At 68.9% G+C, this 18,602-nt stretch carries 2 protein-coding genes (1 of these 2 cut by a window edge); both read right to left on the reverse strand.

What is annotated here, in order from left to right:
- Positions 1 to 15,317 carry the 5' end (the start) of a non-ribosomal peptide synthase/polyketide synthase gene (locus OYT95_RS06035; protein ID WP_328286556.1) on the reverse strand. 18,409 nt of this gene lie to the left of the window's left edge, so the window shows 15,317 of its 33,726 coding nt (coding positions 1-15,317); it begins with the start codon at positions 15,315 to 15,317; the stop codon falls past the left edge of the window.
- Between the two features lie 1,325 nt (positions 15,318 to 16,642).
- Positions 16,643 to 18,586 (reverse strand): acetoacetate--CoA ligase, encoded by a 1,944-nt coding sequence (locus tag OYT95_RS06040; RefSeq protein WP_268790982.1) that lies wholly within the window; start codon positions 18,584 to 18,586, stop codon positions 16,643 to 16,645.
- Between the last annotated feature and the right edge of the window lie 16 nt (positions 18,587 to 18,602).

An 18,602-nucleotide genomic window follows, 5' to 3' on the forward strand; every position in this document is an offset into this window, starting at 1 on the left:
TGGGTCTGTGCGAGTTCGTTCAGCGACCGGTGCACGTCCTGCCCGATCTCGAACTCGATCAGGCCACCCTGCGGGTTGCGGACGGCCGGACGCGGCCGGTCCGCCGGGAGGTCGAGGACCTCCGGTGCATCGCCGAGCGCGTGCGTCCAGTACGCGATCTGCTTCCCCGCGAGCGACTCCGGGTCGCCCTCGGAGCCGAGGAGATTCCGCTGCCACAGGGCGAAGTCCGGGTACTGCACGGGCAGCGGCGAGAAGCTGGGCTCCTCCCCCTGCACGCGAGCGCCGTAGGCCCCGAACAGGTCCCGTGCGAGCGGGGCCATCGACGAGCCGTCCGCCGAGATGTGGTGGACCACGACCACGAGGACGTGGTCGCGTTCCCGAAGCTCGAACAAGGCGGCGCGAACCGGGACGTCGGCGGTGACGTCGAAGCCGGCCGATGCCAGCGCGACGACCCGCTCCCGCAGTTCCTGCTCGTCGGCCACGCGGACGACGTCGAGCCCGGACTTCGTGTCGGACGCGGACAGGACGACCTGATAGGGGCCGTCGACGGAATCCGGGTACACCGTGCGCAGCGATTCGTGCCGGGCAACGACGTCGGCGATCGCCGAGCGCAGCGCGTCGACGTCCAGTGCGCCGGTGAGCCGCAGCGCCAACGGGATGTTGTACTCGGCCGATTCGGGATCGAACCGGTTGGCGTACCACATCCGCTGCTGTGCCAGCGACAGCGGCAGACGGTCCGGACGCGCTCCGGCGGTGACGGGCGGACGGGCGCCGCCGTCCACACCGAGTTCTTCCAGCCTGCGGGCCAGCTGCGCCACCGTGGGGGCCTCGAAGATCTCGCGCACCGGTGCGTCGATACCGACGGCCTCGTTGATCCGCGCCATCACGCGGGTGGCGGCGAGCGAGTTGCCGCCGAGGGTGAAGAAGGAGTCGTCGGCACCGACCACGTCGACACCGAGCACTTCCGCGAACACCGCGGCGACACGCTGTTCGAGAGCGGTTCCCGCGGCACGGAACTCACGGTCCTCTGCGAGGAACTCGGGCTCGGGCAGGGCCCGGCGGTCGAGCTTGCCCACCGGGGTGAGCGGGATGGCGTCGAGGGTCACGATCGTCGACGGCACCATGTACGTGGGCACGAACTCGCCCACGAAGTCCAGCATCCGGGTGACGTCCACCTCGGCGCCCGGTACCGGGAGAACGTACGACACGAGGACCGAATCCCCGGAGGGGCCGGGCAGCACGGACGTCGTGGCGAAGTCGACGGCGGGGTGCTTGGCGAGCACCGCGTCGATCTCGCCGAGTTCGATGCGGAATCCGCGGACCTTCACCTGCTGGTCCGAGCGGCCGACGTAGTCGACGGTCAGCGTGCCGTCCGCGTCCTTCTTCCACCGCACGACGTCGCCGGTGCGGTACATCCGGTCGCCCGGCTCACCGTTCGGGTTCGCGACGAAGCGTCCCGCGGTCAGCGGCGTGCGCCGGTGGTAGCCACGGGCGAGCCCGAGACCCGACAGATAGAGGTCACCTGCGATGCCGACCGGAACGGGGCGGAGTCGATCGTCGAGGACCAGTGCGCTGGTGCCGCGGATCGGACCACCGATCGTGACCGGACCGTCGGCGGCCATCGGGTCGCTGATGTTGGTCATGATCGTGGTCTCGGTGGGACCGTATCCGTTGAACAGTGAGCGTCCGGGTGCCCAGCGGGCCGCGAGTTCCGCCGGGACGGCCTCGCCGCCGGCGACCACGAACTGGAAGTCGTCCAGCCCGGACGGATCCACGGACGCCAGCGCCGAAGGCGTGACGAAGCCGTGTGTGACGCGGTGCTCGCGCAGGAACGTCGCGAACTCGGGTCCGCCGTACACGTCGGTGGGAGCGATCACCATGGTGGCGCCGGCGCCGACCGCGAGCAGCAGTTCGAGAACGGACGCGTCGAAGCTCGGCGACGCGAAGTGCAGCGTCCGCGAGTCCGCCGTCACCTGGTAACGCTCACGCTGTTCGGCCGCGAAGTTGGCAAGACCCCGGTGGGTCACGACGACGCCCTTGGGCTGCCCGGTGGTGCCGGACGTGTAGATCACGTAGGCGCTGTTGGCCGGTGTCACCGCCGTGCGACGCTCCGCCTCCGCGACGGGGGCCGTGGAGTAACGCGCGGAGGCGTTCTCGAAGTCTTCGCTGTCGAGGACCAGCCAGTCGACGTCCGCGGGAAGCCGGCCGACCTCGGAGCTCACGGAAAGCCCGAGCGACACACCGGAATCGGTCACCATGTGCGCGATGCGCTCGTCCGGGTACCGGGGGTCGATCGGCACGTATGCGCCGCCGCTCTTGGCGACGGCCCAGATTCCGACGATGGACGCGATCGAGCGGGTGATGCCGAGCCCGACGAACGTCTCCGCGCCGACTCCGCGCTCGATCAGGATGCGCGCCACACGGTTCGAGCGCTCGTCCAGCTCGCGGTAGGTGATGCTGTCGCCGCCCGAGACGATCGCGTCCCCGTCGGGGTTCGCGGCGACCGCCGCGGACAGCAGTTCGACGAGAGTCGTGGGCGACGTGCCCTCGATACCGCGGACCGGTGTCAGTTCCTCGGTCTCCTCGGCGTCGAGGATGGGGATGTCGCCCACAGCGATGTCGGTTCCGCCGCCTGCGACGGCGGCGAGGATCCGCACGAAGCGATCCGCGAAGCCCTGCACGGTATCCGCGTCGAAGATCTCGGTGGCGAACCCGAGAACGCCGGTGATCCCGGTGGGCGCACCCTCGTCCGACCACAGTTCGCGCAGGTCGACGGTGAGGTCGAACTTGCTGAACTCGACGTCCACGGCACCGGGTGTCGCCTCGAGTCCGGCGAACTCGAGCGACGGGATGCCGTTGACCTGATGGGTCAGCACGACCTGGAACAGCGGCGAGTACGCCGTGGACCGGGCCGGCTTCAGGGCGTCCACCAATTGCTCGAACGGGACGTCCTGGTTGCTGAACGCGGCGAGGTCCTGGGTGCGGACCTGCTCGAGCAGTTCGGCGAAGGACGTTCCGGGCTCGACCTCGGTCCGCAGCACCAGCGTGTTGACGAACATGCCGACGAGGTTCTCGAGCGCCTCGTCACCGCGCCCGGCCACAGCTGTGCCGATGGCGATGTCGGTGCTCGAACTGAGCCGCGCCAGCAGCACGGACAGCGACGCGTGCAGCACCATGAACAGTGACACGTTGTGTGCGCGGGCGACCTCACCGAGACGACGGTGGATGTCCTCGTCGACGGAGAAGCCGACGGAGGCACCGGCCATCGACCGCACCGTCGGGCGGGGCCGGTCGGTGGGGAGGGCCAGGACGTCGGGCACACCAGCCAGCGTCTTCGACCAGAAGTCGATCTGCGCGGCGGCCAGGGAATCGGGGTCGTCCTCGGAACCGAGCACGTCCCGCTGCCACAGCGCGTAGTCCGCGTACTGGACGGGCAGCGCCGGCCACGCGGGCTGCGTTCCGTCCAGATGGGACGCATAGGCCGTCATGACGTCGCGGGCCAGCGGCAGCGTGGACGCGCCGTCGGACGCGATGTGGTGCATGACCAGCACCAGCACGTGGTCGGTCGCGCCGAGCCGGAACAGGCGGGCCCGGACCGGGATCGTGTCGGTAACGTCGAAGCCGGTGGAACCGAACTCGAACATCCGGTCCCGCAGGTCCTCCTCCCGGACGTCGACCGGCTCGAGAGCGAGGTCGATGCCTGCGGCGGGCAGGATCACCTGGTGCGCACCGGAATCGGAGTCCGGGAACACGGTCCGCAGCACCTCGTGCCGCGCGACGACGTCGGAGAGCGCCGCAGCCAGGGCGGCGACGTCCAGTTCGCCGCGCAGTCGCACGGTGAGCGGAACGTTGTACGCCGGCGACGACGGATCGAAACGGTTGAGGAACCACATCCGCTGCTGCGCGAGCGACAGCGGCAACTCCCGGGGGCGCTCGCCCGCGACGAGTGCCGGCCGGGTGGAGCCGTTGTGGGCCCGGTCCTCGACGAGCTTCGCGAGGGTGGCAACGGTCGGGGCGTCGAACAGATCACGGATCCCGACCTCGGTGCCGGTCGCGGACGTGACGCGGGCAGCGACGCGGGTGGCGCTGAGCGAGTTGCCGCCCAGGTCGAAGAACGACTCGTCGACACTCACCCGCGTCGCGGAGATCACGTCACCGAAGATGCCGGCGACGACCTCCTCGAGCGGGGTGCGCGGTGCGACGAACTCGACCGTGCTCGTGGCGAAGACCGGGTCCGGGAGGGCCTTGCGGTCGACTTTGAGATTCGCGTTGAGCGGCATCTCGTCGAGCACCATCACCGTGTCCGGGATCATGTGCGACGGCAGCACGTGCCGCAGTGCGTCGAGCGTCGCATCGACGTCGAGTTCGGCGCCTGCGGTTGCGGTGACGTATGCGACGAGCCGGGGGCCCTGCTCGCTGTCGTGGACGACCACCACCGACTTCTGCACCGCGTCGGTCGCGTTGAGTGCGGATTCGATCTCTCCGAGTTCGATCCGGAGACCGCGGATCTTCACCTGGAAGTCGCTGCGTCCCACGAACACGAGTCCGCCGTCGGCACGCTCGCGGACGAGGTCACCGGTCCGGTACATGCGGGCGCCGGGCCCCTCGAACGGGTTCGCCACGAATCGTGACGCGGTGGTGCCGAACATGTTGCCGTATCCACGGGCCAGGACCTGGCCGCCGATGTAGAGGTCGCCGGTCACTCCCGGCGGCACGGGGCGCATCCGGCCGTCGAGCACGTGGTACCGGACACCGCGGAACGCGGCGCCGAACGGGACCGGCCACGACTCGGCGTCCGCGGTGGAGAGGTCCAGTTCGTACGAGGAGCAGGTGACCGATGCCTCGGTCGGACCGTAGTTGTTGAGGAGACGCGAATCGGTGCCGATCAGTGCCGTGCAGGCGGCCGGCCGCAGCATCTCACCGCCGAGGAGGACGACCTTCAGATTGGGCAGGACGCCGTCGGTATCGAGTTCGGTGAGGACCTCGAACGCACTGGGTGCCAGGTTCGTGATCTGGACTTCGCCCGTGCCGATCATGCGGAGAATCGGTCCCGGATCGAAGCCGTCGTCGGCGAGGTGGAGCACACCGCCGTACGCGAGACCCACCCAGATGTTCTTCTGGGTCTGGTCGAACAGCGGGGAGTTTGCGATCAGCAGTCCGGTGCCGTCCTTCACCCGGAGGTCGCACTGGTACGACTGATAGTTGTTGGACAGGCCCAGCATCGGCACCATCGTGGGCTTGGGCCGCCCGGTCGAGCCCGACGTCGAGATGACGTGCCCCAGGCGCTTGCCGGCGTGCTCGTCCGACCACGGGTCGTGCGGGAAGTCGGTGTCGTCCAGCGATTCGAGGTGGCGCACCGTCTCGGGGTCGTCGAGCACGATCGGGTCGTCGAGGGCCGCGTTCCCGGTGGGTGCCTCGGTGAGCCCGCTCCAGGACCGGGTGGCCACCACGGTCCGCGTGCCGCTGTCCTCGACGAGGCCCGTGATCCGCTCCATTCCCCACTTCTGGTCGAACGGGGAGTACGCGGCGCCGACCTTCCAGGTGGCGAGCATCCCGATCACCCATTCGACCGAACGGGGGGTGAGGAGTGCGACGACGTCGTCGGGGCGGACACCACGGGACAGCAGTTCGCGTGCGAGCTGGTTGGCCCGGCGGTTCAGTTCGCCGCGGCTGGTCTCGACGCCGCCCGCCACGACGGCGCGGGCCTCCGGGTCGCGCTCGACCCACTCCTGCCAGCGCGTGACGAAGAGTTCGAGCGGCCATCCCGACGTTTCGGCGACCTCCGCCTCCGGCGTCGCAACGATTTCCGGTGCGGGCGCGGCGATCTCGATGTCACCGACGAGGGCGTGCGCGTCCGCGATGACCTGGTCGAGGATCGTGCCGAAGCCGTCCTTCCCGTCCTCGGACGGCGGGACCATCATGATCGTGGGAACCAGACCGGACAGCACGACGGAGACGATCGCGTCCGGACCCATCCCGCGCTCCGACAGCGGCGCGGACATCAAGCGGAGCCGCTCGTCGAACTCGCGGTACGTCACCTGCATGCCGTCGTGGGCGACGGCGACGGCGTCGGGATCGACCTCGACCGCTGCAGCGAGAAGCTGCGGCAGCTCGCGAACTGTCATCGTGCGGGCAGGTCGGGCTTGGCTCAACTTTGCTCTCTCGTGTTCGGTGAGAATGTCGATGTCGCCTACAGCGACACCGGGATCGGTGACGACGGCCTCGAGGATCCGCACGAACCGCTCGGAGATCCGTTCCGCGGTGCTCCGCTCGAACAGGTCGGTGGCGAACGTGAACCTGCCGCCGAGGCCTGCCGGTTCACCCGACTCGTCGGCTTTCTCGGTGATCGTCAACGTGAGGTCGTACTTGGCGCCCTGCGCCATGTCCTCGATCACGCGCACGGTCAGACCGGGCAGTTCGAGCGCGTCCATCCGGTTGTTCTGGAACGACAGCATCACCTGGAACAGCGGCGAGTACGCCGCCGAGCGCCGGATCCGCAGTGCTTCCACGATCTTCTCGAACGGCACGTCGGAATTGCCGAACGCCGCCAGGTCGCCTTCGCGGACCCGTTCGACGAGTTCGGCGAACGAATCCCCCGGCCGCACGTGGGTGCGCAGGACCAGGGTGTTGACGAACATGCCCACCAGGTCGTCGAGCGCCTGATCGCTGCGGGCGGCGAGCGGGGTGCCGACGGTGATGTCGTCGCTGGTGCTCAGCCGCGACAGCAGCGTCGTCAATGCCGCGTGCGTCACCATGAAGAGCGAGGCGCCGCGTTCCTTGCCGACCGCTTCGAGGCCGCGCCGCAGCTCGGGGGTGATCGCGAAGTCGATCGAATCGCCCCGCATCGACTGCCTGGCCGGGCGTGCGTGGTCCAGCGGAAGGTCGATGAGCTCGGGTGCCCCGGCGAGGGTGTCGGCCCAGTGCGCGATCTGCTTGCCCGCGAGCGACTGGGTGTCGGCGGGGTCACCGAGGACCTCGCGCTGCCACAGCGCGAAGTCGGGGTACTGCACCGGCAGCGGCTGCCACAGCGGAGCCGCACCGGCGGTGCGCGCGCTGTACGCGACCATGACGTCCCGCGCGAGCGGCGACATCGACGCGCCGTCGGCGCAGATGTGGTGCACGACGAGGACGAGCAGGAACTCGCTCTCGCTCGTCGCGAACAGCCGGATACGCAGCGGGGGCGCGACCGTGACGTCGAATCCCTCGGTGGCGAATTCGGTGAGGGCCGTGTGGAGTTCGGCTTCGGTCACCGGGACGGGCGTCAGGTCGACGGGAACCTGCTCGGTGTCGACGACCTGCTGGTACGGGCCGTCGCCGGAGTCGGGGAACACGGTCCGCAGAGACTCGTGCCGCGCGAGCACATCCGACACGGCCGACGACATCGCGTCGATGTCGAGCGAACCGGACAGTCGCACGGCGAGCGGGATGTTGTACGCCGAGGACGCCGTGTCGAACCGGTTCATCAGCCACATGCTCTGCTGAGCCATCGACAGCGGAACGCGCTCGGGGCGCGGCCGCGCCAGGAGGACCGGCCGGCCGGAGCCGGTGCCTGCCTGCTCGGCAACCTTGACCGCGAGCCGCTCCACGGTCGGCGCCTCGAACAACTCGCGCACACCCAGACGGGTGCCTGCGGCGGCGTTGAGCCGGGCGATCGCCTTCGTCGCCACCAGCGAGTTGCCGCCGAGGTCGAAGAACGACTCGGCGACGCTGATCTTCGCGAGCCCGAGTACGTCGGCGAGGACACCGGCGACCAGCTCCTCGGTGGGCGTGCGCGGCTCGACCATCTCGGCCTGCAGGGCGGCGAAGTCGGGCTCGGGCAGAGCCCTCCGGTCGAGCTTGCCTGCGGTGGTGAGCGGGATCTCGTCGAGGACGACGACCGCGCTCGGCACCATGTGCGCCGGAAGCGTGTCGCCGACGAAGTGGGTCACCTCGGCGACGTCCACCGCGGCGCCCGCGGTCGGCAGGACATACGACACGAGGGCGGTGGAACCCGACGGCATCGACGTGCCGAGGGTGGCCGCGAATTCGAGATCCGGGTGCTTGGCCAGCGCGGCGTCGATCTCGCCGAGTTCGATCCGGAAACCGCGGACCTTCACCTGGAAGTCGCTGCGGCCCACGTACTCGACGCCGTAACCGGCGCGGTGCCCGTGGTCGACGACGAATCGGACGATGTCGCCCGTGCGGTACATCCGGCTGCCGTTCTCGCCGAACGGGTTCGCCACGAATCGTTCGGCGGTGAGGCCGAGACGGTCGTGGTAGCCGCGTGCGAGACCGGGGCCTGCGATGTACAACTCTCCCGCCACGCCGACGGGTACCGGGCGCAGCAGTTCGTCGAGAACGTAGACGGTGACCCCGCAGACGGGACCGCCGATCTCGATCCGGCTCCCGGGCACCAGCTGGTTGCTGACGTTGCTCATGACGGTGGCCTCGGTGGGCCCGTACCCGTTGTACATCCGACGACCCGGCGCCCAGCGTTCCACCAGTTCCGGCGGGCACGCCTCGCCGCCGACGACGACGACCTCGAGCCGGTCGAGTCCGGCCGGCTCCACCGACGCGAGCGCGGCGGGAGTGACGAAGGCGTGGGTGACCTCGTTGTCCGCGAGGAAGTTTCGGAGTTCCTCACCGCCGTACAGGTCTGCCGGGGCAACGACCATCGTCGCGCCGCAGCCGAAGGCGAGCAGCAGTTCGAGGACGGACGCGTCGAAGCTCGGGGACGCGAAGTGCAGGGTCCGCGCCGACGGGCTCACCCCGTAGTGGGTGCGCTGCTCGGCGGAGAAGTTGGCCAGACCGGTGTGGGTGACGACGACGCCCTTGGGCAGGCCGGTGGTGCCGGACGTGTAGATCATGTACGCCGGGTGCTCGAGCTGTACCGACGCGGTCCGCTCGGAATCCGTGACCGGCGCCGCCGACTTCGGGGTGCAGAGCGCGTCGCATTCGGACGAGTCCAGGGCGAGCCATTCGACGTCCGAGGGAAGGGTGTCCCGCTGGGCGGCCACGGTCAGGCCGAGGATCGCGCCGGAGTCGGCAACCATGTGTGCAATGCGCTCGGACGGGTAGCGGGGGTCGACGGGCACGAAGGCGCCGCCGGCCTTGGCCACCGCCCACGTTGCGATCACCGAGTGCAGCGAACGCGTCATCCCGAGCGCCACAGACGTTTCCGGTCCCACACCGCGGTCGACGAGCACGCGGGCGAGCCGGTTCGAGCGCGCGTCGAGTTCCGCGTAGGTGAGCGATTCGCCGTCCGCGACGAGAGCGATGCGCTCGCCGTTCTCCGCCGCGGTCGCGGCGAGGATCTCCGGCAGCGACAGCGGTGCGGCGGCGTCGGTGCCGTGCGCCGCCAGCAGGGAGGCCCGCTCGCCGGGGGCGAGGATGTCGATGTCCGCGACGAGTGTGTCGACGTCCCCGGACAGCGCGCCGAGCACGCGGACGACCCGCACCATGATCTCCTCGACCTCGGCGGCCTCGAAGATCTCGGGAAGGAACTTGGCCGTCAGGTGCAGCCGCGGGTCGGTCATCGCGACGATCGCCAGCGGGTAGTGCGTGGCGTCGTTGGATGTCACGTCGAGAACGCGGAGGCCCTCGATGTCGCTGCTCTTCGTGAGAGCCTCACGGTCGAGCGGGTAGGACTCGTAGACCATCAGCGTGTCGAACAGCGCGCCGAGGCCGAGTCCCTGCTGGATGTCGGTGAGCCCGACGTGATGGTGATCGAGCAACTCGGTCTGCTCGTGCTGGATGCGGTCGAGCAGGGTGCGGACGGCGTCGCCGGACCGGACGCGGACCCGCACCGGCAGGGTGTTGATGAAGAGCCCGAGCATGGACTCGATGCCCGGCACCTGCGGCGGACGGCCCGAGACGGTGGTGCCGAACACCACGTCGTCCCGCCCGGTCAGCCTGCCCAGCACGATTCCCCACGCAGCCTGGACGAGAGTGTTCATGGTGACGCCGAGTTCGCGCGAGCGCGCGGTCATGTCGGCGAGCAGGTCGTCCGGCAGATCGATCACGAGCTCACCGGGGGTGAGCGTCGGGGCGGTCTCCGCGTGCGCGGGTGCGAGGAGGGTGGGCTCCTCGATACCGCCCAGGGCCTTCGTCCATGCGGCCACGGGCACCTGCGGGTCCTGCGCGGACAGCCACTCGAGGTAGCTGCGGTACGGACGCGGCTGCGGCAGTGCCAGCGCGTCGCCGTCCACCGCGTACAGGGTCAGCAGATCCTGGATGAGGATCGGCAGAGACCAGCCGTCGAGGAGGATGTGGTGGTTGGTGACGGCGAACCGGTAGCGGTCCTCGCCCGTCTCGACCAGCAGGAATCGCACGAGAGGCGGTGCGGTCATGTCGAACCGGTCGGTCCGGTTCGCGAGCATCAGCGCATCGAGTTCCGCCTCACGGTCGGACTCGGACGCGGCCGAGAGGTCGACCTGCGTCCACGGCACCTCCACCCGGTCGACGACCACCTGCATGCCGGTGCCGTCGTCGCCCGCGACGAACGCGGAGCGCAGGTTGGGGTGCCTCGCGACGAGCGACTCCGCGGCACGGCGGAGACGGCCGGTGTCCACGGATCCGCCCAGATCCATGACGAGCTGGGTGGTGTACACGTCGGTGGCGGTATCGGCCAGCGACGCGTGGAACAGCAAGCCCACCTGCAGCGGGGCCAGCGACCAGACGTCGGCGAGCGCCGGATAGTCGCTCTCGAGCGTGTCGATCCGGCTCTGACTCAGGGACACGAGGTCGAGGTCCGACGGCGTCCGGCCACCGGCCCCGGGCCGCTTCGTGTGCTCGACGAGACCTTCGAGCGCACGCGTCCACAGACCGGTGAGCTCGCCGACCTCGGAGTCGGTGAGAACGCCGTGGGGAAAGTCGACGGTGGCCGAAAGTCGCTGTTCTCCTTCGACATCCACGATCATCGCGTTGATGTCGAGGGCGAAGTGCACCGGCATCTCGCTGTTGCGGGTACCGGTCAGCTCCATCGTGTCGGTGTCGGGCACCCAGCCCGCAGCCCGGAACGCGTCGGGGATCTCGCCGACCGACACGCGACCGAGATAGTTGAAACTGATCTGCGGGCTCGGCAACGCCGCGAGAACCGCGCGGGTCTCGGCGTTGAGGTATCGGAGCATTCCGTAGCCGATGCCGTGCTCGGGTACCCGTGCGAGCTGTTCCTTCACCGACTTGACGGCCTGACCTGCGGCCGCACCACCGGCGAGGGCATCGCGCACGTCGACGCCGGGCGCCGACAACCGGACCGGGAACATGCTGGTGAACCAGCCGACGGTACGGGCGAGATCGGCGCCGGGCAGCACCGTCTCCTCGCGGCCGTGACCTTCGAGGTGCACGAGGGTCGAGGACTCGGTGACGCCGCGTTCGGCGCGCCACGCCGCGACGGCGAGGGCGAGGGCGGTGAGGAGACCGTCGTTGACGCCGCCGTGGAAGGCGCGGGGCACGTCGGTCAGCAGACCGTCGGTGACGTCGGCCGGGACCTCCAGCCGGACCCGGCCGGTGGTCGAGACCGTGTCGCGGCCGTCGAGGGCCCGCGAACCGATCAGCGGGTCCTCACCGTCGAGGGTGGTGCGCCAGTAGTCGAGTTCGGCGACGCGGCGGGCACTCCGGGCGTTGTCTGCGAGTCCGTGCGCCCAGCGGCGCACAGAGGTGCCGACCGCCGGGAGCAGCGGGTCTGCCCCGGCGGCGATCTGCGCCCACGCGGATGCGAAGTCGGGCACCAGCACTCGCCAGGACACACCGTCCACGGCGAGGTGGTGGATCACGACGAGCAGTCGTCCCGACTGCGGGGTGCGCTCGACCTCTCCGCTGTCGCCGTCCTCGCCGTCCCGCGGTGCGAGATCTGCGGAGTCCTCTGCGGGCGCGAACCAGACGAAACGCACCACGCTGCCGGTCGCCGGGTCCAACGTGTCCACTGTGCGCTCGAGGGCGTGCGCGGCCAGCGCCTCGAACGAGTCGGTGCCGGGTCCCTCGCTGAACTCGACGCGGTCGACGAGCCGGTCGACGTCGACGGAGCCGATCGGTGCGACCTCCAGCGACCATCCGGCCGGAGAGTCGGTGCGGCGCAACGACGAACGCAGAGCGTCGTGGCGATCGACGACGGCCGTCAGCGTGCGCACCAGGCGGTCGCGCTCCACCTTCGGCGGCAGGGCCAGGAGAATGGACTGGGAGAAGCGGTGGAAGTCGCCGCCCAGCTCCGTCATCCAGTGCACGACGGGTGTCAGCGGCATCATGCCGATACCGGCGCCCGGCAGCTCCTCGAGGACGTGCACCGTCGCCGAGTCGGATGCCGACTTCGCGACCTCGGCGAGCGAGGCCACGGTCTTGCGCTCGAAGACGTCGCGGGCCGTGAACAGGACACCGGCTTCCTTCGCGCGGGACACCAGCTGGATCGAGACGATGCTGTCGCCACCGAGCGCGAAGAACGAGTCGCCGACACTGACCCGCGGCAGGCCGAGAACCTCGGCGAACAGTCCTGCGATCGACTCCTCCATGGTGCTGCGAGGGGCCACGTACTCACTGGATTCCGCCGCGAACGTGGGTTCGGGCAGGGCTTTCCGGTCGAGCTTGCCGCTCGCGCCGACCGGCATCTCGGCGATCACCATGACGGCGTCGGGAACCATGTACGAGGGCACCGCGCGGCCGACGTGGACCGTGAGATCCTCGACGTCCACCGCCGAATCGGTTTCGGGGACGACGTAACCGACGAGCCGCTGCCCCAGGGAGCTGTCGTGGACGACCGCAACGGACTGCGCCACATGGGGATACGAGGACATCGCGGCCTCGATCTCGCCCAGTTCGATGCGCAGGCCGCGCACCTTCACCTGGAAGTCGGTGCGACCGAGGTACTCGATGCTGCCGTCGACGCGCCACTTGACGAGGTCGCCGGTACGGTACAGGCGGGTTCCCGCGGCACCGAATGGATTGGCCACGAAGCGTTCCGCCGTGAGCTCCGGCCGGCCCTCGTAGCCGCGCGCGACCTGAGCGCCCGCGAGATAGAGCTCTCCCGCGGATCCGATGGGAGCGGGCCGGAGGTGGCCGTCGAGCACGTACGCCTCGGTGTTCCACACCGGGGTGCCGATCGGGATCGTGTGGTGGGTCTCCCGATCCACTTCGCCTGCGGTGGCGTGCACGGTGAACTCGGTGGGGCCGTACAGGTTGTGCAACCCGGCGTCCGACTTCACGCGGAACGCTGCGGCGACTGCGGGCGGAAATGCCTCTCCCGCAACGAGAACGACGCGCAGGCTGGCGAGCTGCTCGCGGTCGGCCTCGGCGACGAACACCGACAGCATCGACGGGACGAACGACGTCGCCGTGGCCTTCTCGCGTGCGATCACGTCGGCGAGGTAGGCGGGATCGCGATGCCCCTCGGGCGCGGCGATCACCAGACGCGACCCGGAGGCGAGTGCGGCGAACAGTTCCCACACCGACACGTCGAACGTCGTCGGCGTCTTCTGCAGCACGACATCGTCCGCGCCGAGCCCGTAGCGCGCCGCGATCCACGTGACCTGGTTGAGGACGGAAGCGTGGCTCACGGCCACGCCCTTCGGACGTCCGGTGGACCCGGACGTGTAGATGACGTAGGCCGGGTTCGCCGGCCGCAGGTCCGCGGCCCTCTCGTCGTCGCGGATCGGGTCCGCCGGCACGCCGCTCAGATCGAGGGCGTCGATCTCCAGGACGTCCTGATCGGCAGGGAAGACGAGGCCGTCCCGCGCGACCGTGAGGATGCACAGCGGGCGGGCGCTCTCGAGCACGTACGCCGTGCGCTCGGCGGGGTGGTCGGGGTCGAGGGGCACGTACGCGCCGCCCGCCTTGACGACGGCGTACATCGCAACCATGGAGTCGAGCGAGCGGCGGATCGCGAGCGCGACCTTCGCCTCGGGACCCACTCCCCTGCCGATCAGCGTCCGGGCGAGACGGTTCACCCGCGCGTCGAACTCGGCGTACGTGAGCTTCTCGCCGTCGAAGACGAGTGCCGTCGCGTCGGGCGTGCGCCCGACCTGGGCGTCGAACAGGTCGACGACGGTCCCCGTCGGCGGTGACACGACGCCGCCGTTCCACCCGGTCACGACCTGTCCGCGTTCCTCGTCGCTCATCGCGGCGAGGTCCGACACCGACGCGTCGTCGCCGGCGCCGAGGAAGCGCTCGAAGAAGTCGAAGAAGCGGCTGTGGTGACGGTCCAGCTCGTCCGCCGAGTACAGGTTGGGATTGGCCTCGAAGTCGATGTGGATCTTGCTGCCCGCCACACCCTGGTAGATGTTCAGCGAGAGATCTTCGACCGGTCCGGTGGTGAGAACGTTCTGGTGTCCGGTGACCGTCCCCAGCTTGATCTCGCTGTGGAACATCATGATGTTGATCGACGGACCGAAGAAGCCACGCTGGCCCTGGGGCGCTCCGGCGTCCCGGCGGATGTCCTCGTGCCGGTACCGCTGGCGACGCAGGGCACCGGTCAGCTCGATCTGGACGCTCTTGACCAGTTCGGGGACGGTCATCTCCGGGGTGATCTGCAGTCGGAGCGGAACGATGTTCGACACCATTCCGCCGGAGCGGCGCAACGTGGCGGTGGTGCGCGCCGAGACCGGGAGGCTGAGGACGACGTCCGTCCGGTCGGTCATGTGGGCCAGGTACGCGGCGAATGCGGCCACCACGATGGGCGCGGAACTGGCGTTGCTGCCGCCGAGAGCCTCGTCGAGAAGGGTGGCGGTGGACTCGGGCAGGGCCTCGGAGGAAAGCCGCGCGAACTTGCCCACCATGGCCGCACGACCGGCCAGGCTCGGGGCCTCGGGCAGGTGCGCGGTGCGTTCGGCCCAGTATTCGCGATCCTTCGCGAACCGCTCGGAGTTCCGGTACCGCTGCTCGTCCTCGACGATCCGGACCAGGTCCTCGGCGCGGCACGCGGGCGGCTCGGTGCCCTCGACCAGCGCGGTGTAGATCTCGGCGATGCGTGCGATCAGCGCCATCGCGCCGAAACCGTCGAGCGCGATGTGATGGATGCGGCAGAACCAGAAGTAGTGATTTTCCCCGACGTGCAGCAGGTAGACCACGACGAGGCGGTCCTCGAGGAGGTCGACGGGCGCGCTGTAGTTGGCCCGCATCCACTTCTCGGCGGCGTCGACGGAATCGTCCTCGGCGCGGAGGTCGACGTAGGTGATGGCGTCGTCGAGGGACTTGTCGACGTACTGGTAGGGCATCCCCTCGATCTCGACGAGGCGGAGGAAGCCGGAGCCGAACTCCCGGCCGGTACGGACCGTGGCCTCGGTCAGCAGGTCGAGGTCGATGTCACCGCGAAGCTCGATGTACTGGGCGATGGTGAGAGGAACGTCGCCCATCGCGTGTTGCGCGAACCAGATGCCTCGCTGCGCAGCCGACAGCGGAAACGCCCCTTCCGGAGCACCGCTACTACCCGCTGCTTGTCCCGACCCCAAGGGTTACTCCGTTCTCGAACGCGTGGCGACTGCCGCCTGTGTCTTTGGTGGTTCGTAGCTCTCGGTCCCACGGACTGCGTCGTGGGCCGGTCTTCCGATGAACGCCATCACATGAACAGGCCTAGCCGGTTCGAAGCATCTCGCGGAGCGGGGACGTGCCGGGCATGGGACGCCCTGCGCTGATCGAAGAGTTCCACCACACTCGGAGTCGATGTCAGACGATCGTCCGAAACCCGATTGCCTACGACGCTGAACACTCCAAGGCCCTTACATCCCGAACTATCTGCGGTGAGCGGGTTCATACGTGGCTCCGTTCTCTCATCGATCCAACAAGCGGCCACCCAATCGGTGCTCGTCATCCCCCGAGTCGAGAGCCGAGTCTACGGCGCTGGTGGAGGAGCGAAACATCGTCGCGATCATTGCTTCGGCCTCCTCTCGCTCGGTGGTGACAATTTCGGTTCGTACGGTTCTGCGGTAGCGCCGGGAATTACATCGGTGTCGGATCCACTGCCGTTACCGGCGCCGGTGTGACGTACCCAACCCTCGATACTTCCAGAACCAGGCCTGAATTCGATCTTCGACGCGCACATATTCAACAGGCCGAACCACATTCCGGGCACTGTGTACAACCAGAATGCGGATACCGTACCGAGAGTCGGAATTTCGCTAGGTGTACAACTGTCGTATCCAGTTTCATGTTCCGCCTCCCGACTGTTATTCGTGCACGGTGCAACCGATCTGCTGATCGGCCGCGGCGTTGAACACTCACTGCCCCCCGTGACCGCAGTTTTTGCCAACCACCGTGTCTACCAAAGCCCCGCGCAGGTCTCAAAACGGCGAGCACCCGCAGTTGCACATCGGGAATAACCGACCAGGTCAATCGCGCATCCCCGTCGAACGAAAACTTGGACGTTCAAGTGAGCTCCCAGGCTCCGGAAGATTGCCCGCTGACCTGCCACGAGGACGCAGACACGCGTCCCCGGCGAAGGGACGTGAACCGACAACCCCCAGGCCGCATCCCAACATCTGGAACGCCCTCCCGGGGCGTGACACTCTCGATGTCCGATTAGTCGCGATCGCGGCGGCGCGGCCGATTGGAGGCCGACGGGAGATTTCTCACATTCGCCGACATGGGAACGTCGAACTCCACGACGCTACCAGGGAGTAACCAAAGTAAGACTAACCTAACCGTTGGCGCCCAACGGCACTGACGTCGACAGACGCGCCGCTCAGCGTCCGTGCCGCGCGAACCAGTCGAGCAGGGCGGGGTCGTCGACGGCGCTGCGGTCCACCGTGCGCCCCGCGTCCGCACCCTGGAAAATGCGCTTGAGAGGCACCTCGAGTTTCTTGCCGGTCCGGGTGTGCGGAATCCCCGGCGCCTCGATGATGTCGTCGGGCACGTGCCGCGGAGAGGCCTGCTCACGTATCGCTCCGCGGATGCGCTGCTTCAGCGCGTCGTCGAGTTCCGCCCCCTCCGACAGGACCACGAACAGCGGCATCCAGTATCCGCCGTCCGCCAGGTCGACACCGACGACAAGCGCCTCGGCAACCTCCGGAAGCTTCTCCACCACCTGGTAGATGTCGGCGCTACCCATCCGAATTCCGTTGCGGTTCAACGTGGAATCAGATCTTCCGTGCATCAGGACGGTCCCGCGATCGGTGATCGTGATCCAGTCGCCGTGCCGCCACACTCCGGGAAACACATCGAAATACGCTTCACGGTAACGCTTTCCGTCGGGATCGTTCCAGAACGACACCGGCATGGACGGCATCGGCGCCGTCACGACCAGTTCACCGACCTCCCCTCGCACCGGCTGCCCCGACTCGTCGAACGCGTCGACGGCGACACCCAGGCACGGGGCGGACAGCTCCCCCGGCCAGACCGGCACACTCCGCGCTCCCCCGACGAACGCCGACACCACGTCGGTCCCACCGGTGATCGACACGACGGGAACTCGGCGACCGACGTTCTCGGACAACCACAGTGACGACGCCGCCGGCAGCGTGGACCCGGTCACCCCGACCGCGCGGAGCGCGCTCAGGTCGTGCTCTCGCACGGGGACCACCCCCGCCTTGTCGCACGCGAGAACATAGCCGGGACTGGTGCCGGCCACGGTCACGCCCAGACGTGACACCAAGGCCCACAACGCATCCGGCGTAGGAAAGGACGGGCTTCCGTCGTAACAGACGATGGTGGCCCCCACCAGCAGTCCCGCCGTCTGGAAGTTCCACATCATCCAACTGGGACTGGTGTACCAGAAGAGGGTGTCGTCGCGGCCGACGTCGAGTTGGAGCGCGAGCGACTTCACGTGCTCGAGGAGAACGCCGCCGTGACCGTGCACGATGCCCTTCGGCAGGCCCGTGGTTCCCGAGGAGAACACCACCCACAACGGGTGGTCGAACGGGACGGCGACGGACTCGAGTGCGTCGTCCCGGCCGGTGGCCTCCGCCCAGGTGAGGGTGCAGTCGGCGACGGCGTCCGGATCGAGATGCGGCACGACTACCGTGAGGGCCAGCGACGGCAATCCGCCGCGCAGCTCGGCCGCCGCCGCGAGCCGATCGTGTTCCTTGCCCCCGAACCGGTAGCCGTCCGCGGTGATCAGCGCTTTCGGTTGCAATTGACCCAGTCGATCGAGCGCGGCCGGCGCGGAGTAGTCCTGTCCGCACGCGGCCCACACGGCGCCGAGCGACGCCGTGGCGAGGAACGCGACGACGGCCTCGGGAATGTTGGGGAGGTAGCCGACGACCCGGTCACCGACCCCGACTCCGTGCTCGCGGAGAGTCGCGGCGAGGCCCGCCACCGCGGACCGCAACTCGTCCCACCCGACGGAGATGTCGGTGGCGCCCTCACCTGCGTACAGGATCGCCGGTGTGCCGGGGCGGGCGTTCCGGAAGACGTGGTCGACGTAGTTGAGGGTCGCCCCGGGGAACCAGACGGCACCCGGCATCGCGTTGTCCGCGAGGGCCGGTCCGGGATCGGTGGCGGACCGGATCTGGAAGTAGTCCCACACGTCCTGCCAGAACGCCGCCGGGTCGGCGACCGACCAGCGCCACAGCGCTCGGTAGTCGTCGACTCGGACGCTGTGACGCCGGGCGACGAACCGGGCGAAATCGGTGACGACCGCGTCGCGCACGTCGGATTCGGTGGGCACCCATTGCGGATCGGCAGTCATGGGCACCATCTTCCCC

Origin of the sequence: Rhodococcus sp. JS3073 (assembly GCF_026810085.1) — a bacterium.
Lineage (GTDB): Bacteria > Actinomycetota > Actinomycetes > Mycobacteriales > Mycobacteriaceae > Rhodococcus_F > Rhodococcus_F wratislaviensis.

Bases quoted from the DNA above. Each gene is read 5' to 3' on its own strand.
- OYT95_RS06040 (WP_268790982.1), bottom strand. From the start codon at position 18,586: ATGACTGCCGATCCGCAATGGGTGCCCACCGAATCCGACGTGCGCGAC.